Below are 22,926 nucleotides of genomic sequence, written 5' to 3' on the forward strand. Positions count from 1 at the left end.
ATATAGTGTGAGTATTCGATAGACTGCCAGATGTTAACCTATTTTGGCCAGTTTTTTATCTACCTAGAGAGCAAAATGGCACAATTTTTTAAAGCAAAACCAAATAGATCTAAGCAATTATCGTCAAAGTTGTCTCTAAAGGTGACTCAACTTGATCATCTTGGGGCGGGGATTGCCCATCACGATGGCAAAATTGTTTTTATCAATGGTGCCTTACCTGGCGAAACCGTGTCGGTACAATTGACCGAGCAGAAAAAAAAGTTCTCTCGTGGCAAGTTACTAAAAATTGAGCAAGTATCAAGCGAACGAGTGCAACCTGATTGTCCACATTTTGCTAAGTGTGGTGGTTGTGACTTACAACATCTTGCCATTGATGCCCAACGGACTCATAAAGCGGCGACCTTAGTCGACTTAGTGAGCAAGTTTGCTCAAGCTGAAGCGAGTGAAATATGTGAAACCATTAGCGATAAAAATTGGCATTACCGCCGCCGAGCGCGCTTGGCTACTTGGTTTGATAAAAATACCAAACATATCAGTTTAGGTTTTAGAGCTAGTAGTAGCAGTGATGTGGTTGAGATCCAATCTTGTGCGGTATTAGCTGAGCAGTTATCGGCGTTGATCCCTGATCTAGCATTTGTACTTAATCAACTAAGCGGTAAAAAGGCGTTAGGTCATGTTGAGCTGACCCAAGCAGATAACGGCAATTTTGTCGTGTTGCGGGTAACTAAAATATTGTCGGATAAAGATAGGACTCGTCTAGCTGAATTTGCCGTTAAACATGATGTCATTGTGTTATTACAAGATGATAATGGCGAATCTGAGCATCTGAATGGTACGGGTGAGCAACCTTTTTACGGTTTTGAAAATAGCCAAACGAAGCTTAATTTCTCGCCAGGTAATTTTATTCAAGTTAATGGCGCGGTTAATCAGGCGATGGTTAGCCAAGCGGTTGACTGGCTGTCGCCACAATCTGGTGAGCGTGTATTAGACTTATTTTGTGGGATCGGTAATTTCAGTTTGCCATTGGCTAAAAACGGCGCAGAGGTGATTGGCGTAGAAGGGGTGCCAGCTATGGTTGCCCAAGCACGTGAAAACGCTAAAAACAGCGGCTTAGAAAACGTGTCTTTTTATCATGCGGATTTAAGTGCCGATCTGTCGAAAGAGCCTTGGCTAGGTAAAGTCGACAAAATGTTGATTGATCCTGCTCGTGCTGGTGCCTATGAAAGCATGCTGTCACTTAAGAAACTTAAGCCCAAAGCGTTAGTGTATGTTTCTTGCAATCCGGCAAGCCTTGCGCGCGATAGCGAAGTGATTTTAAAACAGGGATATCAGCTTAAAAAAATCGGTTTAATTGATATGTTTCCACAAACTCATCACTTAGAGTCGATGGCTTTATTTGAGTTAGCAAAATAGACAAAAAGACACAAAAAGATACATTTAGTGAAACCTTTTGCTTAAATATAACTCATACACATCAAAGTCTGCTGTTAACAGCGTTTTTAGGTGCATTTGTCAGCTTTTGTTGATTGACAATAACCGCTGAATGCTGAAGATAGAGCGTATGAATTAAAACGGTGAGGTTAAGTGACTGTTAACCTCTAACTGTAGTATGTAAAGGAATTAAATAAAATGGTATCTGTTCGTGAAGCACATTTTAGCGATCCTGACTTTCAACTTGAAGAGTGGGTACAACGTTATCTAAGTGATGCTTCGGAAGCTCAAATTCTTTTGACCCTAATCGAGCAGGTCGAATTGCTCGTGGGACAGAAGAAAGAGGCGAGCGTTGCTGTCTTACAGCGTGCGCGTGAGATGATTGAAATTCTCGCGCCGCTGAATATGGATATTGAAACCTTACAAGCCGCTATCTTATTTGTGGTCTTTGACGCTGATTTGATTACTCAAGAAGATATTGAGGAGAAATTTGGCAAAAAGCTTTCAGTTTTAGTGTCTAGCGTTGAAACCATGAATGCTATTGGCGCGTTAAAAATAGATAATCAAACCCGTAATGGCGAACCTCAAATCGACAACATTCGTAAGATGTTACTGGCGATGGTTGAAGATGTGCGAGCGGTAGTGATTAAGCTTGCCGAGCGTATTTGCCTACTGCGTGAAATCAAGAATGCAGATGAAGAAGTTAAGGTGCTAATTGCGCGAGAGATTGCTGACATCTACGCACCATTGGCTAACCGCTTAGGTATTGGTCAATTAAAGTGGGAACTTGAAGATATCTCGTTTCGTTACTTGCACCCGCAAACTTATAAAGATATTGCAAAGCAGCTTGATGGTAAGCGCCTTGATAGAGAAACCTTTATTGACGACTTCGTCAGTCAATTACAAGCGCGTTTAGATAAAGACCATATTCGGGCCAAGGTATATGGTAGACCTAAGCATATCTACAGCATATGGAAGAAGATGAAAGGTAAACAGCTTAAGTTTGACGAGCTGTTTGATGTGCGTGCGGTACGTATTGTCACCGATCGTCTTCAAGACTGTTATGGTGCATTAGGCGTAGTGCATACCCTTTGGCAACATATTCCACGTGAATTTGATGATTACGTTGCCAATCCTAAGCCTAATGGTTATCAGTCTATTCATACTGTTGTCGTCGGGCCAGAAGATAAGACGGTTGAAATTCAAATCCGTACCGAGCAGATGCATGAAGATGCTGAGCTTGGCGTGGCTGCGCACTGGAAGTATAAAGAAGGCAGTGCTAGCGGTAAGCAAAGCGGTTATGAAGAGAAGATTAATTGGCTACGTAAAATCTTGCAGTGGCAAGAAGATGTTGCTGAAAGCGGCAATTTAGTCGATGAAGTTCGTAGCCAAGTATTTGAAGACAGGGTCTATGTATTTACCCCTAGCGGTGAAGTGGTCGACTTACCTTTAGGTTCTACAGTGCTTGATTTTGCCTACTATATTCATTCCCACGTGGGGCATAAATGTATTGGTGCAAAAGTCGACGGCCGCATTGTGCAGTTTACTTATCAAGTAGAAACAGGGCAGCGTATTGAGATTATTACCTCTAAGCACCCGAACCCTAAACGCGATTGGTTAAATCCAAATTTAGGCTATATCCGAACATCACGAGCACGTTCAAAAATTCTGCATTGGTTTAAGCAGCAAGATAGAGATAAGAATATCGTTGCTGGTAAAGAGATGCTTGAGGCTGAACTTGCTAAGAGCCAACTTATACTTAAAGACGCGCAATCGGCGGTTGAACGTTTTAATCTTGTGAGTATGGACGATCTGCTAGCAGGGATCGGCGGTGGTGACGTACGCCTTAACCAAGTTGTTAATCACGTCCAAAGTCGGTTACGCACTAAAGACTTAAGCGACGAAGCCGCGGTTGAAGACTTAGTTAAGAAGAGCCAAAGTAAATCGATTAAAAAAGGTAAAGGTCAAGTTGAAGTTAACGGCGTCGGTAACTTGATGAGCCATATCGCTAAATGTTGCCAGCCTGTGCCTGGTGATGAAATATTTGGCTTTATCACTAAAGGCCGCGGTATTTCGGTTCACAGAGCCGATTGCGATCAAGTTAAAGAACTTGTGCGCGCCTCACCTGAACGCTCTGTTGAAGTGGTATGGGGTGAGAATTACTCAGGCGGTTATAAAATTCGTTTAAGTATCTTAGCTAATGACCGTTCTGGTTTATTGCGAGATTTAACTTCGGTACTTGCTGCAGAAAAGACCCATGTGATGGCATTGAGCTCAACTTCAGATGTCAAAACTCAAACCGCTACAATTGAACTTGAGCTAGAGCTTTATAATCTTGAAGGAGTATCGAAAGTCCTGTCCAAGATTAATCAAGTTGACGGTGTTATGCAGGCCCGCAGAGTATAATGGGGCGCAGCTTGATAAAACGGCAACTTAAGGTTGCCGTTTTTGTTTGTTGTACCATCAGTCATATTTACATTGATAATATGCCGCGTAACAGTAACTTTAATAGATAAATTAGGATCCTTTAAATGATGAAGCATATAGGTGATACCCAACCTTTGTTAGCAATTATGCAAAAGTTGCGTGACCCTGAAACCGGTTGCCCTTGGGATTTGGCACAGAGCTTTAAGACAATAGTGCCTTTTACTATAGAGGAGGCTTACGAAGTGGCGGACGCTATTGAACGTATGGCGATGGAAGAGCTGCCCGATGAGCTAGGTGATTTGTTATTTCAAGTGGTTTTTTATTGCCAGTTAGGAAAAGAGCAAGGCTTATTTGATTTTGATACTGTGGTTGAGCGGATCTGTAATAAGCTGACAAGACGCCATCCGCATGTATTTGATGGCTTAAAGACAAGTAGTACTGCTGTGATAAAGCAAAATTGGGAGCAATTGAAAGAGACTGAACGTAGTGAGCGTGAGCTTAATTCGGTTTTAGATGATATTCCTCAAAGTTTACCAGCCTTGTCTCGTTCAATTAAAATTCAAAAGCGAGTCGCTAGAGTGGGTTTTGACTGGGCAGAGCTTGAACCTGTCGTTGCAAAAATCCATGAAGAGATTGATGAAGTGCTTTACGAAGTAAAGCAAGAATCTGTGGATGAAAATAAAGTACAAGACGAGATGGGGGATTTATTGTTCGCTGTCGTGAACCTTGCAAGGCATTTAGGCGTTGAGCCTGAACAGGCATTAAGGCAAGCAAATCATAAGTTTGAAAGGCGTTTTCGTGGTGTTGAAGCTTACGCTCAAGCCGATGGTCGTTTGATGACAGAACACACATTAACAGAGCTTGATGGCTACTGGGATAAGGTTAAACTGGATGAAGCAAATAAATAACTTAGCTTTTAGGTTAATTGTAGTTTGTCGAATCAAGCTTGCTTTGGTATAATATTGCCCCGTCCTAGTGCTTTCTTACAAGCACATATTTCCAACTCATTTTCTCAGGTTCAGCATGACTACAAGGTATATCTTCGTTACTGGTGGCGTGGTTTCATCACTAGGTAAAGGCATTGCAGCAGCTTCTTTGGCTGCAATATTAGAGGCTCGCGGCCTAAATGTAACCATTATGAAGCTGGATCCATACATTAACGTAGATCCAGGTACCATGAGTCCGACACAGCACGGTGAAGTGTTTGTGACAGAAGACGGCGCTGAAACCGATCTAGACTTAGGTCACTATGAGCGTTTCATCCGCACTAAGATGAACCGTCGTAATAACTTTACTACGGGTCGTATTTATGAAGAAGTACTTCGTAAAGAACGTCGTGGTGACTATTTAGGCGCAACCATTCAGGTTATCCCACATATCACTAACGCTATTAAAGAGAAAGTGCTTGCAGGTGGTGAAGGTCATGATGTGGCTATCGTTGAAATTGGTGGTACGGTAGGTGATATTGAATCACTACCATTCCTAGAATCTATCCGTCAGTTAGGCGTTGAGCTTGGCCGTGATAGAACCCTATTTATGCATTTAACGCTTGTTCCTTTCCTCGGTGCAGCAGGCGAAGTGAAAACTAAACCAACGCAGCACTCTGTTAAAGAGCTACGTTCAATTGGTATCGCTCCTGATGTATTGGTTTGTCGTGGTGATCGTGCGATCCCTGCAAACGAAAAAGCGAAGATCTCTCTATTCTGTAACGTAGAAGAACGTGCAGTTATCTCACTAAAAGACGTAGACAGTATCTATAAGATCCCTGCGTTACTAAAAGCACAAGGTTTAGACCAACTTGTGACTAAGCGTTTTGGCATCGATTGTAAAGAAGCTGATTTGGCTGAGTGGGAAAAAGTGATTTACCAAGAAGCTAACCCAACGGGTGAAGTGACTATTGGTATGGTAGGTAAGTACATTGAACTACCAGACGCTTATAAGTCAGTTAACGAAGCACTAAAGCACGCAGGTTTATTTAACCGCGTATCTGTGAATATAAAGTACATTGATTCACAAAATGTTGAAGCTAAGGGCGATGAAGTGCTTCAAGGTTTAGACGGTATCTTAGTTCCTGGTGGTTTCGGTGAACGTGGTGTTGAAGGTAAGATCATGGCGGCTAAGTTTGCCCGTGAAAACAACCTTCCATACTTTGGTATCTGTCTAGGTATGCAGGTTGCACTGATTGAGTTCGCTCGTCATGTTGCTGGTCTTGAAGGTGCACATTCAACTGAATTTATGCCTGAGACTCCACATCCAGTCGTTGGTTTGATCACTGAGTGGATCAACGAAGATGGTCAAGTTGAAGAGCGCCATGAAGAATCAGATCTAGGTGGCACTATGCGTCTAGGTGCTCAACTTTGTCACCTTGAAGAAGGCACTAAAGCGGCTGCAGCTTATAAAGGTAGCACTTGTGTAGAACGTCACCGTCACCGTTACGAAGTGAACAACAACTACAAAGAGCGCCTAGAGAAGGCAGGCCTTATCTTCAGCGGTCTATCATCAGACCGTTCATTGGTTGAAATGATTGAGCTACCAAACCACCCATGGTTCGTAGCGGGTCAATTCCACCCTGAATTTACATCGACTCCTCGTGATGGTCAGCCGTTATTTGAAGGGTTTGTTGCCGCGGCAGCAGCCTACCAAAAACGTGATTTAGAAGACTAATTACGCCAAAACCGCTTCCATGCTATGGGGGCGGTTTTTTTGTTTCTAGCGATGTAATAACTGCACAGAATTTCGTTTTACTTTTATCTTTAAATTTATCTTTAAAACTTAAATCGAGGGCATTATGGCTAAGATTATTAACATTATCGGTCGCGAAATCATGGATTCTCGCGGTAACCCAACTGTTGAAGCTGAAGTTCATTTAGAAGGCGGATTCATGGGAATGGCTGCTGCACCATCTGGCGCATCAACAGGTAGCCGTGAAGCACTAGAACTACGTGACGGCGACAAAGCACGTTACTTAGGTAAAGGTGTATTAAAAGCGGTTGAAAACATCAACGGACTTATCCGTGATGCGTTAATGGGTAAAGATGCAACAGCTCAAGCTGAGCTTGATCAAATCATGATCGACGTTGACGGCACTGAAAACAAAGATAAGCTAGGCGCTAATGCGATCCTAGCCGTATCTTTGGCTGCAGCTAAAGCGGCAGCAGCATTTAAAGGTATTCCTTTATACGCACATATCGCTGATTTAAATGGCACGCCAGGCCAGTACTCTATGCCAGTTCCAATGATGAACATCTTGAACGGCGGCGAGCATGCTGATAACAACGTTGATATCCAAGAATTTATGGTTCAACCTGTTGGTGCTAAGAGCTTCCGTGAAGCGCTACGCATGGGCGCTGAAATCTTCCACAGCCTAAAGAGTGTACTTAAGTCTAAAGGCCTAAGCACTTCAGTAGGTGATGAAGGCGGTTTTGCACCAGATTTGGCATCAAATGCTGACGCACTAGCGATCATCAAGGTTGCTGTTGAGAAAGCCGGTTACGTACTAGGTACTGACGTAACGTTAGCACTTGATTGCGCCGCATCTGAGTTTTACAAGGATGGTCAATACGATCTATCTGGTGAAGGCAAAGTATTCTCTGCAAACGGTTTCTCTGACTTCCTTAAGTCACTAACTGAGCAGTACCCAATTGCTTCTATTGAAGATGGTTTAGACGAGTCAGATTGGGATGGTTGGGCCTACCAAACTCAAATCATGGGTGACAAGATCCAACTTGTTGGTGACGATTTATTCGTAACTAACACTAAGATCCTAAAACGCGGTATTGATAACAATATTGCTAACTCAATATTGATTAAGTTTAACCAAATCGGTTCTTTAACTGAGACGCTTGCTGCAATTCGCATGGCGAAAGAAGCGGGCTACACTGTTGTGATTTCACACCGCAGTGGTGAAACTGAAGATGCAACGATTGCAGATCTAGCTGTTGCAACTTCAGCTGGCCAAATCAAGACGGGTTCACTATGTCGTAGTGACCGTGTTGCTAAGTACAACCAACTACTTCGTATTGAAGAACAGTTAGGTGAAAAAGCACCTTATAACGGTCTTAAAGAGATCAAAGGTCAAGCATAAAACGCTATAAACTTTAAAAAGGCCACCACTCGGTGGCCTTTTTTGTTGTACTATCTGTTTACTATTCTCAATTTCTTTCTATTTTGAATCATGAAACGCCTTCTTTTTGTATTAATTGCTTTACTTGCCATGCTTCAGTATCGCCTTTGGTTAGGAGAGAAAAGCTTAGCTGAGTCTTTTCATCTGCAAGAACAAATCAAGTTGCAGCAGCAAAGTAATGCGCAATTAGTCGCTCGTAACCAAGTGTTAAGAGAAGAAATTAATGATCTTCGAAGTGGTACAGAAGCACTAGAAGAGCGAGCTAGGAATGAACTCGGCATGGTTAAAGATGGCGAGACATTTTTCCGAGTCGTTGGAGGAGAGCGTAGCAGCCTCCCTGAAAACTAGTTTTGTTATTTCTTCTCCGCTTTATTTTCTTTATTGGTCATAGCTAAATGCCAGCATTTTATGGAGCTCGAATATGAGCCAAACTCCTCAGCAAATTATTGCTATTGTTCCCGCTGCCGGCATAGGTAGCCGTATGGGAGCTGAGCTTCCAAAGCAGTATTTGGCGCTTAATGAGCAAACCATTCTAGGCCATACCCTAGATTGCTTACTGTCTCATCCTAAAATCACTAAGGTGATTGTCGCCCTTAATCCACATGATGAGTATTTCGTTAAGCTACCACAAGCGACGGACCCTAAACTTCAGGCTGTCGTTGGTGGTAAAGAGCGAGCTGACTCAGTTTTAGCTGGTCTCGAAGTTGCTAAAAAAGATGCTTGGGTATTAGTTCACGATGCTGCACGCCCTTGTTTAACCCATTTTGATATTGATAAGCTTATTGAATCTGCAGCTGTATTCCCCCAAGGGGCCATTTTAGCTGCGCCGGTGCGAGATACGATGAAGCGTACCAATGCACAAGGTATAATTACAGAAACAGTCTGCCGTGAGCAGTTATGGCATGCACTGACACCACAATTTTTCCCAGTGGTTAGTTTGAAGAAAAACTTAACCGATGCTTTAGCGGCTGGGGCATCAATTACTGACGAAGCTTCTGCAATGGAATGGGCTGGAATTATGCCTGCTGTTGTTACTGGACGAGCCGATAATATAAAAGTCACTCACCCTGATGACTTACAGTTAGCGTCGCTGTTTCTAAAAAGCAATGAACAGTGAGTTTTGGTTGAAAACTAATAGAGACATCAACGGGTTTCGCATTAACAGGATAAGCAATGAAAATTAGAATCGGTCATGGGTTTGATGTGCATAAGTTTGGTGGTGAGCCACCATTAATTTTAGGTGGTATTGAAGTACCTTATGATGTGGGTTTAGTTGCACACTCTGACGGTGACGTAGTACTGCATGCTATATCTGATGCGATTTTGGGGGCTATGGCCCTTGGCGATATTGGTAAGCACTTCCCTGATACAGATCCTGATTTTAAAGGCGCCGATAGCCGTGTGCTATTGAGACATTGTTATAAGTTAGCTACGGATCTGGGCTTTATTATATCTAACCTAGATGTGACTGTAATTGCTCAGGCACCTAAAATGGCGCCACATATTGAATCGATAAGAGCAGTGCTTGCGAGTGACTTAGCCACTGATATTGGCGATATTAACGTCAAAGCGACTACCACTGAAAAACTAGGCTTTACCGGCAGAAAAGAAGGCATAGCCGTTGAAGCTGTAGTATTGATGATTAAATTCTAGTGTTTTATGCCCGCTTATAGGGCTGGCCAGAATAACTGCAACCTCACGGTTGCATGCAAGATAGATTAGTGAGACAAGTAAGCGATATGAGCGAATTACATTATTTATACGGCAAGCCGACATCTACAGCGGATCTACGTACCCATAACAGTGACTTTCAAGTAAAAGAAATCTTGCCTTTTTCACCAACAGGAGAGGGGGAGCACCATCTGCTGCACATCCGTAAGGAAGGACTAAATACGGTTGAAGTCGCCAAAATGTTATCGAGTTTTGCTCATGTGCACCCTAAAGAGGTGACTTATGCTGGACAAAAAGATAAGCATGCCGTTACAGAGCAATGGTTTGGAGTTCGCATTCCTGGCAAAGAAACGCCAGACTGGCAACAATTAAATAGCGATAAAATTACCGTGTTAAGTGCTTCTCGCCACGCAAAAAAATTACGCATAGGCGCACTAGCAGGCAATCGTTTTACCTTAACACTGCGCAATGTAAGTGATATGAGTGATGTTATTAAACGTATTGAACTTGTGACAGAGCAAGGTGTGCCGAATTACTTTGGTGAGCAGCGTTTTGGGCATGATGGCAAGAACCTTATATTTGGCCGCCAGATGTTTACTGGACGCAAAGTAAAAGATAGAAACAAGCGTAGTATGTATTTATCTGCAGTTCGCTCAAACCTATTTAATATGGCGGTATCAGCGCGCTTAGCCCTGCACGGTACAACAACGCTTACAGGTGACTGCGTGATGCTTGCGGGCAGTAAGAGCTATTTTGTGGCAGAGCAATGGGATGACATCTTAATTGAGCGTTTGGCCAAAAAAGATATCCAGTTATCGGCGCCGTTATGGGGGCGTGGTTTACCGCTTGCACAGGCTGAGGCTGCAGAATGTGAGGCACAAGCACTTGAAGCGCTAACAATCGATAAAGAGGGTTTAGTGCAAGCAGGACTTAACCAGGAAAGGCGTGCATTGTTACTTGAGCCACAACATCTGCAATATCAAGTAGATGAAGATACCATTACCTTAAAATTTGCATTACCATCAGGCTCTTATGCGACATCGTTACTTCGTGAGCTGTTTGTTTATCAAGATGTTCAAGAAGTCGCGCGCCAAAAGATGCTCGCTGAGCAAAGAAGTGCAGAGGCGCAGCAATGAAGATTTTGATCAGTAATGACGATGGAGTGAACGCTGAAGGTATTGCTGCACTAACTGCTGCGTTAAATCAAATTGCTGAGACGCTGACAGTTGGGCCTGATAGAAACTGTTCGGGTGCAAGTAACTCGTTAACCTTGACCAATCCATTACGACTCAATACCTTAGACAATGGTTTTATCTCAGTCAGTGGTACACCTACCGATTGTGTGCACCTTGCAATTAGAGAACTTTATCAAGATGAGCCAGATATGGTGGTATCAGGCATTAATGCTGGCGCGAATATGGGTGATGATACCTTGTATTCAGGGACTGTAGCAGCGGCGATGGAAGGGCGCTTTCTTGGTTTTCCTGCCATTGCTATATCTTTAGCAGGTCGCGAGTTAAAGCACTATGACACCGCTGCACATTACGCGTTAAAAATTGTTAAAGCACTGCAAGATAAGCCAATTGCTCAAGACAAAATTTTGAATATCAATGTGCCGGACTTACCGTTAGATGAGGTTAAAGGTATTAAGATTACTCGCTTGGGAGCACGTCATAGAGCAGAAGGTATGGTCAGAACTCAAGATCCAGCAGGTAGAGAAATTTTTTGGTTAGGCCCTCCGGGTGATGAGCAAGATGCAAGTCAGGGAACCGATTTCTACGCGGTAGCTAATGGTTACGTGTCTATTACGCCGCTAACTGTTGACCTAACTGCATTTGAGCAGATAAGTGCTTTAGAAGGTTGGTTAACACAAGTCGCTGATTAAATACGCCGCTAACGAGTTAGCGTTTGTATTGTTTTAATTTATGTATGTTTATTTTGAAATATTGGAAAACTGATTTATGAATCCTGTTGCCTCAACATCAGCATTGAACTTAGCAAGAAAATTGTATGAGGCTGGGATCCGTAATGAGCCAGTGTTAAAAGCGGTGGCAAATACGCCAAGGGAGCAGTTTCTTGATCCCGCTCTTGGGCATAAGGCTTATGAAAATACGGCTCTTCCTATAGGTCAAGGCCAAACTATTTCTCAACCTTATATTGTTGCGCGTATGACGGAAATCCTGTTGCAAGATAATCCTCTTAAGGTATTGGAGATTGGAACGGGCTCAGGTTATCAAGCTGCCATATTGGCACAGTTAGTACCGCAGCTCTGTACGGTTGAGCGGATTAAAAGCTTACAAATTCAGGCTCGTCAGCGCTTAAAAAGACTGGATCTACATAATATTTCGTTTAAATATGGTGACGGATGGCAAGGCTGGCCAAGCAAAGGGCCTTATGATGCGATTATGGTTACGGCTGCCGCAAGTTCAATACCTGAAGCACTATTAGCGCAGTTAGCCGACGGTGGTGTGTTAGTTATCCCTGTTGGGGGGGAAACTCAGCAGCTATTAAAAGTGACCCGTATTGCAGGTCAATACAATTCAGAAGTGATTGAGATGGTTCGTTTTGTGCCATTGGTAAATGGCGAACTTGCCTAATATTCGTTTTAAGTATAATTAACTATTTTAGATTATTGAGGTGATAAGTAAATAATGAGGTTGTCTTGCTTTTTATGCGTTTACTTATCGCTACTATTATCAGGTTGTAGTTTTCAGGCTGATCGCCCAGCACCTGTAGAATCGTTAAACGGTCCATCAACCCCATCGATCAGTAAAGGATCAATAACGGGGACTCGTTATATCGTAAAACAAGGTGATACGCTTTATTCTATTGCATGGGGAGCTAATAAAGATTTTGCTGCTATTGCAAAAGTTAATCGCTTACCAACCCCTTATACCATCTACCCTGGACAGGTATTGAGTCTTAGCTCTAAACGATCTGTTACAAATACCTCTGTTGCAAAAAAAGCACCTGTAAAAGTGATTAAAACCACACCAAAACCAAGTAAAAGTGCACAAAAACAGAGTGTTGTAGCCAAGGCGTCAAACGAAAGTAGTAAAAAAGATTGGTCAAAAAAACCGCTTGATCCAAATTCAAAGGCTGCGTATTCTGTAACAACCAGTCAACAAGAAGTTAACCAGGTTGTCCACAGGCAAGCCACACTTCCAAAGACGGTGAGCAAGTGGTCTTGGCCTGTTAACGGTAAAGTAATTGGTACATTCTCAGCCAAAGAGCAGGGAAATAAAGGGATAAAGATCGCTGGTAACAGAGGTGATGCTATCAGAGCTGCAGCTAACGGTAGAGTCGTTTATGCAGGTAGCGCACTTCGTGGCTATGGTAACTTGGTCATTATTAAACATAGTGATGACTATTTAAGTGCTTATGCTCATGCTGACAAGATCTTAGTTAAAGAAAAGCAAGTTGTTAATGTTGGACAGACAGTTGCGAAAATGGGAAGTACAGGCACAAATAGAGTGATGCTGCATTTTGAGATCAGATATCACGGAAAGTCAGTTAACCCAATTAAATTTTTACCTAAAAAATAGTTTTTAGGTCGCCAAATTTGGCAAATCGGAGGATAGAGACGTGCAGTAATTAATGGAAAAATTCGGGAGAGATATTATGAGCAGAACCAATAATGCCGTAGTAGCAGAGCAAGTAAAAAGCGACTCCGTAAATGAGTCAATCGATACTAAACAGGACGTCAAAGAAGCAGAATTAGAACTACAAGTACAAGATGATTTACAAAAAAACTTAGATGCCACACAGCTGTATCTAGGTGAGATAGGATTTTCCCCACTCCTCAGTGCTGAGGAAGAAGTGTATTTTTCACGTAAGTCCCTCAAAGGGTGTGAGAAATCACGTAACCGTATGATCGAAAGTAACCTTAGATTGGTCGTAAAAATTGCCCGCAGATATAATAATCGTGGCTTAGCGCTGCTTGATTTAATCGAAGAGGGTAATTTAGGTTTGATTCGCGCTGTAGAAAAATTTGACCCAGAACGCGGTTTTCGTTTTTCAACTTATGCGACATGGTGGATTAGACAAACGATTGAACGAGCAATTATGAATCAGACTCGTACAATTCGATTACCTATTCATGTAGTTAAAGAACTCAATGTTTATTTGCGTACAGCAAGAGAGCTAGCACATAAACTAGATCATGAGCCTACAGCGGAAGAGATCGCCGATCAACTCGATCTACCTAGTGGCGATGTAAGTCGTATGCTCAAGCTTAATGAGAGAATAACTTCAGTTGATACGCCGCTTGGTGGCGAGAGTGATAAAGCACTTCTGGATGTGCTAGCGGATGATGATAATGTTGGTCCAGACTATAAAGTCCAAGATGAAGACATGTCTAAGTCAGTAGTCAAATGGTTAGATGAACTTAATACTAAGCAACGTGAAGTGCTAGCGCGCCGATTTGGTTTGCTTGGTTATGAGCCATCGACCTTAGAAAATGTCGGTAAAGAGATTGGTTTAACCCGTGAAAGAGTTCGTCAAATTCAAGTTGAGGCGCTTAAGCGCCTGAAAGACTTACTTGGGGCACAAGGTCTTTCTGTAGAAGCCATTTTTAAAGCATAAAACTAAAGCATGATATATAGTCTCGTTATGAGATGAGATAAATAAAAAGCGCAGTATAAGCTGCGCTTTTTTTGTGTCTATTATTCAGCCATTTTAAAGCGCTAACTTCTTAAGGTTATACAAGTAATCCAGTGCTTGTCTTGGCGTTAGCTCATCGGGATTGAGTTTTTGCAGTGCTTCTAGAGCTGGAGATGGGGCACTAGGGGCAAAACTCATGCTCTGTTGGGTATTTTGCTGTTCGCTATTTTGCTGTACATCATGATCACGGCTTTCAAGCTGGTGTAGCTTATGTTTAGCAGCGCTAATCACACAGTTAGGCACACCAGCTAGCGCCGCAACCTGTAAGCCATAACTACGGCTCGCTGCACCTTCTTGAACGGCATGCATAAACACAATGCTATCGCCGTGTTCTACCGCATCTAAGTGCACGTTTTCAACATTTTCTAACTGTTCAGGCAGTTGCGTCAGTTCAAAGTAGTGCGTGGCAAATAGTGTCATCGCTTGCAAGTGTTTGGCTAAATACTCTGCTGCAGACCAAGCAAGAGAAAGGCCGTCATAGGTCGATGTACCGCGGCCGATCTCATCCATCAATACCAAACTATTAGTTGTGGCATTATGTAAGATATTGGCTGTTTCCGTCATTTCCACCATGAAGGTTGAGCGGCCTGAAGCAAGATCATCTGATGCACCAATACGGGTGAAGATCCGATCGACTGGGCCAATGACAGCGTGTTCAGCTGGTACGTAGCAGCCAATATGTGCCATCAAAGTAATTAAAGCGACTTGACGCATATAAGTTGATTTACCGCCCATATTTGGACCTGTAACCACAAGCATTTTACGCGCATTGTTCAGAGTTACTGGGTTAGCAATAAATGGGCTCTTACTTACTTGCTCGACAACTGGATGACGACCGGCTTCTATTTGAATTCCCGGCGTGGCAGTTAACTCTGGGCAATGGTAATTAAAGCTTTCAGCACGCTCAGCAAAGTTACACAGTACGTCTAATTCTGCGGCTGCTTGAGCAAAGTCTTGTAACTCATGTAGTTTTGGTAAGATAAGATCAAACAACTCTTCCCAGAGCTGCTTTTCAAGCGCGAGTGCTTTGCCTTGGCTTGATAATACTTTTTCCTCGTGCTCTTTCAGCTCAGGAATAATATAGCGTTCGGTATTTTTCAGGGTTTGTCGACGTTGGTAACTTAGTGGCACTAAGTCAGATTCGCGACGGCTCACTTCTATGTAGTAACCGTGCACGCGATTATAACCGACTTTTAACGTCGAGATCCCTGTCTGCTCTTTTTCACGCGCTTCAAGTTCGTGTAGGTAATCTGTGGCGCCTTCACTTAATTTACGCCATTCATCTAACTCTTGATTGTAGCCTTCACGGATAACGCCACCATCTCGGATCAGCATTGGTGGGTTATCAACAACGGCATTAGATAATAGCTCAAGTTCTAGTGGAAACTCGCCAATGACCTGAGATAAGTATTGAAGGTGCGGTGCATTTGCCTGAGTTAATGTTTGCTGCAGTTGCGGTAATAACGCCAGTGCCTGACGTAAACGAGCAAAATCTCGAGGGCGTGCATTACGTAATGCAATACGTGCGGTTATACGTTCAATATCGCCTAGGGCTTTTAAATCTTCGGCAAGAATTTCATGATTGCCGTTACCCAATAACTCTTCAATTGAGGCTTGTCTTGCACGAATGATTTCATGGTTACGCAGTGGTTGGTGGATCCAGCGCTGCAACATACGGCTGCCCATAGGGGTAACAGTGTTATCAAGCACAGAAGCAAGAGTATTATCGCGGCCACCTTGGAGGTTTACGGTGAGCTCAAGGTTGCGACGGGTCGCAGCATCTAAAACGATACTGTCTGACTGATTAAAACGTACAATCGAGTTGATATGCGGCAGTGCAGTGCGTTGAGTGTCTTTAACGTATTGCATTAAGCAGCCAGCTGCTTGCAGCGATAGTCTTGCGTCTTCGATGCCAAAGCCGCGTAAGTCTTTAGTGCCAAACTGGTTCAATAAAAGGCGATGGCAGGTATCATAGTCGAACTCCCACTCTGGGCGACGGCGAGTACCGTTCATACCTGCAATCAGGCTCATTTGCGAGAAGTCTTCGCTGTATAGTAGCTCTGCAGGGTTAGTGCGCTGTAGCTCAGCTTCTAAGGCTTCGGTATTGGCAAGTTCTGTAATTACAAAACGTCCAGATGCCACGTCTAAAGTGGCATAACCATAACCTGTTTTACCTTGATAAAGTGCAGCAAGAAGGTTGTCTTGACGCTCTTGTAATAGTGCTTCATCAGTTAAAGTGCCAGGGGTCACGATACGAACGACTTTACGTTCGACCGGGCCCTTTGATGTGGCAGGGTCGCCGACTTGTTCGCAAATTGCCACTGAAACGCGTAGTTGCACTAATTTAGCTAAATAGCCCTCAACCGCATGGTAAGGCAAACCAGCCATAGGAATAGGGTCACCACCGCTCTTGCCTCGAGCTGTAAGAGAGATCCCAAGTAACTCTGATGCACGTTTGGCGTCTTCATAAAAGAGTTCATAGAAATCACCCATACGGTAAAAGAGCAACATATCAGGATGCTGAGCTTTTAGAGTGAGATACTGACGCATCATTGGGGTATGTTTTTCTAAACCTTGAGGATCAATAGCAGTCATCGATTTTATTTGCCTGTCATTTTACTGCGGCGTCTAGTAGCGCCTTACACAATCTTGGCGCTAATCTTAACAATATTTTGTGAGCTTTAGGCGTAATTCTTACAGTGTTTGGTGAATAAAATACTGTGCATTACTGTTTAAGATTAGTAAGTATTTGATTCATATGTATTTGTAAAATATTTTTACACAGCACTTGATACTGTATGATTGTACAGTATACTAGTTTCATATTGAGGCTCTAGCCAAGGCTTAACGAGTCGTCACCGAATAGATAATACAGTGCCAATATCAGATCGCACTGTGCTCCAGAGGATATAGGAATGAAGACAGATCCAAATAAAGAGAAAGCACTGAACGCCGTTCTAGGTCAGATTGAGAAGCAGTTTGGTAAAGGCTCAATCATGAAGTTAGGTGAAGACCGTTCAATGGATGTAGAAACTATTTCTACAGGTTCGCTTGCTTTGGATGTTGCTTTAGGTGCTGGCGGATTACCAATGGGTCGTATCGTAGAGATCTACGGTCCCGAATCATCTGGTAAAACAACACTGACATTGGAAGTGATTGCTGCAGCTCAAAAACAAGGTAAAACTTGTGCCTTTATTGATGCTGAACACGCACTTGACCCTATCTATGCTAAAAAGCTTGGCGTGGATATTGATAACTTACTTTGTTCTCAACCTGATACTGGTGAGCAAGCGCTTGAGATCTGTGATGCTCTGACTCGCAGTGGTGCGGTTGACGTTATTATTGTCGACTCAGTAGCAGCATTGACACCAAAAGCTGAAATTGAAGGCGAAATTGGTGACTCTCACATGGGCTTAGCGGCACGTATGATGAGCCAAGCAATGCGTAAGCTTGCAGGTAACCTTAAGCAGTCAAATACTTTGCTTATCTTCATTAACCAAATCCGTATGAAAATTGGTGTAATGTTCGGTAATCCAGAAACAACAACCGGTGGTAACGCACTTAAGTTTTACGCTTCTGTTCGTCTAGATATCCGTCGTACTGGTGCGATTAAAGACCGTGAAGAAGTGATTGGTAACGAAACTCGCGTTAAAGTTGTGAAAAACAAGATTGCAGCACCATTTAAGCAAGCTGAATTCCAAATCCTATACGGTCAAGGTATCAACAGCACTGGTGAGTTAGTTGACTTAGGTGTTGTACACAAGTTAATTGAAAAGTCAGGTGCTTGGTATAGCTACAAAGGTGACAAGATTGGCCAAGGCCGCGCTAACGCTGGTAAGTACCTTATCGAAAACCCAGCAATTTCAAATGAAATTGAAACAACATTGCGCGCTATGCTTTTGGGCAATGGTGAGAAAGATACTGCTGATGCTGGTAATGCGGCAGACACGGCTGGTGACAATGTGGATTTAGAAACGGGTGAAGTTTTCTAAGACCGATATTACTAGTGGATGAACCACTTAGCTTGTTGTAAGCATTAATATTGCTTATTGACTAGTCAACTTAATCATCGCGGAGCTGCTGTTTGCAATCCGCGATTTTTTTTATGGTGTTTATAAAGCTATTGACGCAGGCTAATTTAGTGGCTGATTGGTTATAGTACATGAGTAACATTGAGCTAATAAATCTATTTAGTTGCCTAGCAACTCTCCTCTAGCTGTAATTTCTTTATTAGCGAAGCAGTTTTGTATCAACAGGGCTGGTTGTTAGCCATGACTCTGCTTATAATGCTATCCATAAAAATTTATCTCTCAGCTCGTTAAGGGCTATTTGCACAACCTAATTCAGGACGGTTTCATGTATCAAACCACTGCAGCACTGCGAAGTGCTTTTTTGGAATATTTCCGCACAAATGGTCACCAGGTAGTAGATAGTAGTTCTCTCGTTCCAGCGAACGACCCAACACTGCTTTTTACTAATGCGGGTATGAACCAGTTTAAAGATGTGTTTTTGGGTGCAGATAAGCGTAGCTATTCTCGTGCAACGTCTTCACAGCGCTGTGTACGTGCAGGTGGTAAGCACAACGATTTAGATAACGTTGGTTACACTGCTCGTCACCACACATTCTTTGAAATGTTAGGTAACTTTAGTTTCGGCGATTACTTTAAAGAAGAAGCTATTCATTTCGCATGGACATTCCTTACAGAAGAATTAAAACTGCCAAAAGAGCGCCTATGCGTCACTATCTATGAAACAGATGACGAAGCATTCGAGATCTGGAATAAGAAGATAGGTGTTGCAGCTGAAAATATTATCCGTATCGGCGACAATAAAGGCGCTGCTTACGCATCAGATAACTTCTGGCAGATGGGGGACACTGGTCCATGTGGTCCATGTTCTGAAATTTTCTATGATCATGGCGATCACATTTGGGGGGGGCGCCCAGGTACTCCAGAAGAAGATGGCGATCGTTTCATTGAAATTTGGAACATCGTATTTATGCAATACAACCGCCAGGCTGACGGTGAAATGTTACCGCTACCTAAGCCATCTGTTGATACTGGTATGGGTATTGAGCGTATCGCTGCGATTATGCAGGGTGTACATTCAAACTATGAAATCGATATTTTCCAAGCATTAATCAAGAAAACAGCGGAAATACTAGGCGTTACAGATCTTGAGAATAAGTCTCTACGCGTTATTGCTGACCATATTCGTTCATGTGCATTCCTAATTGCCGATGGTGTAATGCCGTCAAATGAAGGTCGGGGTTATGTGCTTCGTCGTATTATTCGTCGCGCAGTGCGTCATGGTAACAAGCTAGGTGCGACTGCAAGCTTCTTCTACAAGCTGGTTCCAACTCTTATTGAAGTGATGGGCGCTGATGCTGCAAAAGGTTTACAAGAAACCCAAGCGATTGTTGAGAAATCACTGAAAGCTGAAGAGGAGCAATTTGCTCGTACTCTAGAGCGCGGCTTAGGTATTTTGGATGCAGCGCTAAACGAGTTAACGACTAAGGTGCTAGATGGCGAAACAGCATTCAAACTTTATGATACTTATGGTTTCCCAGTAGATTTAACTGCTGACGTATGTCGTGAACGTGATATTACTGTTGATGAAGCAGGATTTGAAGCTGCAATGGCTGAGCAGCGCAGCCGTGCACAAGCTGCAGGTCAATTCGAGACAGACTATAACGAAGGTCTGAAAATTGAAGAGGAAAGCTGTTTTACTGGTTACACTGAGCTAAATAACCAAGCGACTGTAACTGCAATTTTTAAAGCGGGTGAGTCAGTTGATAGCACTATTGCTGGCGATGATGTTGTTATCGTATTAGACAACACACCGTTTTACGGTGAGTCTGGTGGTCAGTGTGGCGATAAAGGCGTATTGATTGCTGATGGTGCTGAATTCACAGTTACTGATACACAAAAGTACGCTCAAGCAATTGGTCATATCGGCCGTGTAGCTGCGGGGTCTATCAAGGTTGGTCAAGTTGTAGCGGCTAATGTTGATAAAAAATTACGTCATAGAACTGAACTAAACCACTCAGTGACTCACCTTCTACATGCGGCTCTACGTCAGGTACTTGGTACTCACGTAAGCCAGAAAGGTTCTTTAGTTGACCCTGAACGTTTACGTTTTGACTTCTCTCACTTTGAAGGCGTAAAAGCTCACGAACTAAAAGAAGTTGAAGAGCTAGTGAATACGCAAATTCGTCGTAACCACGAGCTAACAGCTGAAGTAATGGACATTGAAACCGCTAAAGAAAAAGGTGCAATGGCACTGTTCGGCGAAAAGTACGATGCTGAAGTACGTGTTGTGACTATGGGCGACTTCTCTATCGAACTATGTGGTGGTACTCACGTCGGTCGTACTGGTGATATCGGACTATTCAAGATCACATCAGAAGGCGGTATTGCTGCTGGTGTACGTCGTATTGAAGCGGTAACTGGCGCAGCAGCTATGGCCTATGTTGCTAAGCAACAGGCAGAGCTTGAAGAAGCGGCTGTATTATTGAAAGGTGATAGTGCATCGGTTGTTGCTAAGCTTAAAGCACAGCTTGATAAAACAAAGCAGCTTGAAAAAGAACTTTCGCAGTTAAAAGATAAATTAGCTGCAGCAACAAGTGCTGACCTTGCTGGTGAAGCCGTTGATGTAAACGGTGCTAAAGTGCTTGTTAAAAAGCTTGAAGGTGTCGATGCTGGTGCGCTTCGCGGCTTACAAGATGAGCTTAAGCAAAAGCTACAATCAGGTATTGTAGTATTAGCTATTGCGGGTGAAGACAAGGTTAACCTGATTGTAGGTGTAACTAAGGATCTAACTGGCAAAGTTAAAGCGGGTGAATTGGTTGCATCAATTGCTGTTCAGGTTGGCGGTAAGGGCGGTGGACGTCCTGATATGGCTCAGGCTGGCGGTAGCCAACCTGAAAACCTAGATACAGCTTTAGAGCAAGTGCTACCGTGGATCACCGCTAAGCTTGCTTAACCATTAAATTTTAAGCTTAAAAACGCCCCTTGAGGGCGTTTTTTATAGCTGTAAAGCAGTTCTTTCCATTTCTATAAGGCAGTTTATTGGACTATTTGCCTAAATTTGGTCGAATTAGTTTTTATCTACCATGATTTCGAAGAATGACCATTTTTGAGTATAAAAAACGGCATTGGCGTTAATTGGCTTATGTTGAATGTAGTTGTACTTTTTATCAGCACTATTAGGGAGTTGTTTGTATAAAGTTTGAATAATGTGGGCTTTGATTTGGGGAATGTATTAATTCATGCTAGTTTAATGTTAACGCTTGATAATAGCCGCAAGGGATAAAAGTTATTCTTAAAGTGGTTAAAAAGGTTTCAACTGAAAAACTGTGATTAAATACCCGAAAAGGTGTAATTATTTGACGCTTTTCCAATAGAATACTGTTAATTTGTACTAAGCTAACCTTATAATACAAATATAACGGAATAATGCCGTATAAAGCAGAATTAGGAACTAAAGGAGCAAAGTAATGCTGATATTGACTCGTCGTGTTGGTGAAACACTGATGATTGGTGACGAAGTAACAGTCACTGTATTAGGCGTTAAAGGTAACCAAGTAAGAATTGGTGTAAATGCACCTAAAGAAGTCTCTGTACATCGTGAAGAGATTTACCAGCGCATTCAGTCTGAAAAGTCAGGCACGCCATCTGAAGGCGGCAACTTCTGATCTGTATCAGAATGATTTAAGAATTCTAGAAGCCAGTTGTTAAGCAACTGGCTTTTTTATTAGCTTAACTCTGCTTTAGTTGATTGGATAAACGAATAGCAGAAGTCTCTTCTACGTAATGAACCTAACGTGAAGAGATTTACCACCGCATTCAGTCTGAAAAGTCAGGCACGCCAATCGACGACGGCAGCGTTTATCGCACATCAGTACTTATTATAGACCGACTAGTTTTTATATCGTCTATTTTGTCGCGATTTTAAATCTTTGTACTCATAAATTAGGAGGGGCTTTTTTGCTTGAGTGGTAAAGGTCTTTATTTGGCAAGCTAACTCCTTTAGTTAGGGGAGTGTTTGGCTTTTTATAAAGATGTTTCTGCTTTACTAGAGCTAATAATTGATAGTTTCAGTTGAGGCTGCAGCGTTAAGAAGAGCTTTAATGGAGATAAATTTGTTTGCCACACGCTTTTTAGTAAAAATTTTAGATTTATAAAAGCGGCTCCGTAACGAGTTTTATTCAGTTTAGATAATTGAAATTGAGTTTAATCACCTATAAAAGCCAACTTTTAAGGGGAGTTAGATTGTTATAGCATCAAGATGCTTAAAAACACCTCAAACGGAAATGGTTTCTTAAAAAGGGTTTGACTTATTTTCGGCAGACAGTAATATGTGCGCCAAGAAACGGAGAGGTGGCCGAGTGGCCGAAGGCGCTCCCCTGCTAAGGGAGTATGGGCTTTAACTCCCATCGAGGGTTCGAATCCCTCCTTCTCCGCCATTTCTTACAATAGACAACGATGCGGATGTAGCTCAGCTGGATAGAGTACCTGGCTACGAACCAGGCGGTCGGAGGTTCGAATCCTCCCATCCGCACCATTTCTATTGTCGTGATAAATGTTTTAGTGAGCGGATGTAGCTCAGCT

17 protein-coding genes and 2 tRNA genes are annotated in these 22,926 nt (G+C 42.7%); 18 read left to right on the forward strand and 1 reads right to left on the reverse strand.

The features are described from left to right. Positions 1–75: 75 nt before the first annotated feature. The 13 genes from rlmD (at position 76) to rpoS (ending at position 14,236) form a co-directional block, all read left to right on the forward strand. Positions 76–1,413 (forward strand): 23S rRNA (uracil(1939)-C(5))-methyltransferase RlmD, encoded by a 1,338-nt coding sequence (rlmD, locus tag AB4298_RS08965; protein WP_249000333.1) that lies wholly within the window; start codon positions 76–78, stop codon positions 1,411–1,413. 216 nt (positions 1,414–1,629) lie between these two features. After that, complete coding sequence (gene relA, locus AB4298_RS08970) at positions 1,630–3,837, forward strand: GTP diphosphokinase (RefSeq protein WP_249000332.1); 2,208 nt, start codon at positions 1,630–1,632, stop codon at positions 3,835–3,837. A 125-nt stretch (positions 3,838–3,962) separates the two neighbouring features. Then, complete coding sequence (gene mazG, locus AB4298_RS08975) at positions 3,963–4,766, forward strand: nucleoside triphosphate pyrophosphohydrolase (protein ID WP_371986392.1); 804 nt, start codon at positions 3,963–3,965, stop codon at positions 4,764–4,766. Between the two features lie 115 nt (positions 4,767–4,881). After that, on the forward strand, positions 4,882–6,522 hold the full coding sequence (pyrG, locus tag AB4298_RS08980; protein ID WP_249000330.1) for a CTP synthase: 1,641 nt from the start codon (positions 4,882–4,884) through the stop codon (positions 6,520–6,522). Between the two features lie 124 nt (positions 6,523–6,646). Next, positions 6,647–7,942: a phosphopyruvate hydratase gene (gene eno / locus AB4298_RS08985; protein ID WP_371986394.1), complete on the forward strand. Its 1,296-nt coding sequence runs from the start codon at positions 6,647–6,649 to the stop codon at positions 7,940–7,942. Positions 7,943–8,032: 90 nt separating this feature from the next. Beyond that, positions 8,033–8,329, forward strand: a complete 297-nt coding sequence (ftsB, locus tag AB4298_RS08990) for a cell division protein FtsB (RefSeq protein ID WP_249000328.1) — start codon at positions 8,033–8,035, stop codon at positions 8,327–8,329. A 73-nt stretch (positions 8,330–8,402) separates the two neighbouring features. Then, a complete protein-coding gene (gene ispD / locus AB4298_RS08995; protein ID WP_371986395.1) occupies positions 8,403–9,098 on the forward strand; it encodes a 2-C-methyl-D-erythritol 4-phosphate cytidylyltransferase in 696 nt (231 codons plus the stop codon). 56 nt (positions 9,099–9,154) lie between these two features. Further along, complete coding sequence (ispF, locus tag AB4298_RS09000) at positions 9,155–9,634, forward strand: 2-C-methyl-D-erythritol 2,4-cyclodiphosphate synthase (RefSeq protein WP_371986397.1); 480 nt, start codon at positions 9,155–9,157, stop codon at positions 9,632–9,634. An 86-nt stretch (positions 9,635–9,720) separates the two neighbouring features. Further along, complete coding sequence (gene truD, locus AB4298_RS09005) at positions 9,721–10,788, forward strand: tRNA pseudouridine(13) synthase TruD (RefSeq protein ID WP_371986398.1); 1,068 nt, start codon at positions 9,721–9,723, stop codon at positions 10,786–10,788. Beyond that, a complete protein-coding gene (gene surE / locus AB4298_RS09010; protein WP_371986399.1) occupies positions 10,785–11,537 on the forward strand; it encodes a 5'/3'-nucleotidase SurE in 753 nt (250 codons plus the stop codon). Before truD ends, surE begins: the two co-directional genes overlap by 4 nt. 76 nt (positions 11,538–11,613) lie before the next feature. Beyond that, entirely contained in the window at positions 11,614–12,249 is a 636-nt protein-coding gene (locus AB4298_RS09015) for a protein-L-isoaspartate(D-aspartate) O-methyltransferase (protein ID WP_371986400.1), read from the forward strand. A 51-nt stretch (positions 12,250–12,300) separates the two neighbouring features. Continuing rightward, positions 12,301–13,197 carry a peptidoglycan DD-metalloendopeptidase family protein gene (locus AB4298_RS09020; RefSeq protein WP_371986413.1) on the forward strand — a complete coding sequence of 299 codons (897 nt, stop codon included), beginning with the start codon at positions 12,301–12,303 and terminating at the stop codon, positions 13,195–13,197. A gap of 76 nt (positions 13,198–13,273) precedes the next feature. Continuing rightward, positions 13,274–14,236: an RNA polymerase sigma factor RpoS gene (gene rpoS / locus AB4298_RS09025; RefSeq protein ID WP_371986401.1), complete on the forward strand. Its 963-nt coding sequence runs from the start codon at positions 13,274–13,276 to the stop codon at positions 14,234–14,236. 93 nt (positions 14,237–14,329) lie between these two features. Here the strand turns inward: rpoS and mutS are convergent, their stop codons facing one another. Beyond that, positions 14,330–16,909, reverse strand: a complete 2,580-nt coding sequence (mutS, locus tag AB4298_RS09030; protein ID WP_371986403.1) for a DNA mismatch repair protein MutS — start codon at positions 16,907–16,909, stop codon at positions 14,330–14,332. 320 nt (positions 16,910–17,229) lie between these two features. Here mutS and recA point away from each other — a divergent pair, with 320 nt between their 5' ends. The 5 genes from recA (at position 17,230) to AB4298_RS09055 (ending at position 22,879) form a co-directional block, all read left to right on the forward strand. Next, complete coding sequence (gene recA / locus AB4298_RS09035; RefSeq protein ID WP_249000319.1) at positions 17,230–18,306, forward strand: recombinase RecA; 1,077 nt, start codon at positions 17,230–17,232, stop codon at positions 18,304–18,306. Between the two features lie 364 nt (positions 18,307–18,670). Then, the gene (gene alaS / locus AB4298_RS09040) at positions 18,671–21,298 is read left to right on the forward strand and encodes an alanine--tRNA ligase (protein WP_371986404.1); all 2,628 of its coding nucleotides are present in this window, start codon (positions 18,671–18,673) and stop codon (positions 21,296–21,298) included. Between the two features lie 514 nt (positions 21,299–21,812). Then, a complete protein-coding gene (gene csrA / locus AB4298_RS09045) occupies positions 21,813–22,010 on the forward strand; it encodes a carbon storage regulator CsrA (protein WP_006082602.1) in 198 nt (65 codons plus the stop codon). Between the two features lie 679 nt (positions 22,011–22,689). Next, a tRNA-Ser gene (locus AB4298_RS09050) sits at positions 22,690–22,781 on the forward strand. 21 nt (positions 22,782–22,802) lie between these two features. After that, a tRNA-Arg gene (locus AB4298_RS09055) sits at positions 22,803–22,879 on the forward strand. The last annotated feature ends 47 nt before the right edge of the window (positions 22,880–22,926 follow it).

The sequence above is a fragment of the Shewanella sp. 10N.261.52.F9 genome (assembly GCF_041471165.1).
Classification (GTDB): Bacteria; Pseudomonadota; Gammaproteobacteria; order Enterobacterales; family Shewanellaceae; genus Shewanella; species Shewanella marinintestina.

Excerpts from the sequence above, each read along its gene's own strand:
- ispD (WP_371986395.1), top strand. The coding sequence starts at position 8,403 with ATGAGCCAAACTCCTCAGCAAATTATTGCTATTGTTCCCGCTGCCGGC.
- alaS (WP_371986404.1), top strand. The coding sequence starts at position 18,671 with ATGTATCAAACCACTGCAGCACTGCGAAGTGCTTTTTTGGAATATTTC.
- eno (WP_371986394.1), top strand. The coding sequence starts at position 6,647 with ATGGCTAAGATTATTAACATTATCGGTCGCGAAATCATGGATTCTCGC.
- surE (WP_371986399.1), top strand. The coding sequence starts at position 10,785 with ATGAAGATTTTGATCAGTAATGACGATGGAGTGAACGCTGAAGGTATT.
- mazG (WP_371986392.1), top strand. The coding sequence starts at position 3,963 with ATGATGAAGCATATAGGTGATACCCAACCTTTGTTAGCAATTATGCAA.
- ftsB (WP_249000328.1), top strand. The coding sequence starts at position 8,033 with ATGAAACGCCTTCTTTTTGTATTAATTGCTTTACTTGCCATGCTTCAG.
- ispF (WP_371986397.1), top strand. The coding sequence starts at position 9,155 with ATGAAAATTAGAATCGGTCATGGGTTTGATGTGCATAAGTTTGGTGGT.
- mutS (WP_371986403.1), bottom strand. The coding sequence starts at position 16,909 with ATGACTGCTATTGATCCTCAAGGTTTAGAAAAACATACCCCAATGATG.
- relA (WP_249000332.1), top strand. The coding sequence starts at position 1,630 with ATGGTATCTGTTCGTGAAGCACATTTTAGCGATCCTGACTTTCAACTT.
- rlmD (WP_249000333.1), top strand. The coding sequence starts at position 76 with ATGGCACAATTTTTTAAAGCAAAACCAAATAGATCTAAGCAATTATCG.
- pyrG (WP_249000330.1), top strand. The coding sequence starts at position 4,882 with ATGACTACAAGGTATATCTTCGTTACTGGTGGCGTGGTTTCATCACTA.
- AB4298_RS09015 (WP_371986400.1), top strand. The coding sequence starts at position 11,614 with ATGAATCCTGTTGCCTCAACATCAGCATTGAACTTAGCAAGAAAATTG.
- recA (WP_249000319.1), top strand. The coding sequence starts at position 17,230 with ATGAAGACAGATCCAAATAAAGAGAAAGCACTGAACGCCGTTCTAGGT.
- truD (WP_371986398.1), top strand. The coding sequence starts at position 9,721 with ATGAGCGAATTACATTATTTATACGGCAAGCCGACATCTACAGCGGAT.
- csrA (WP_006082602.1), top strand. The coding sequence starts at position 21,813 with ATGCTGATATTGACTCGTCGTGTTGGTGAAACACTGATGATTGGTGAC.
- rpoS (WP_371986401.1), top strand. The coding sequence starts at position 13,274 with ATGAGCAGAACCAATAATGCCGTAGTAGCAGAGCAAGTAAAAAGCGAC.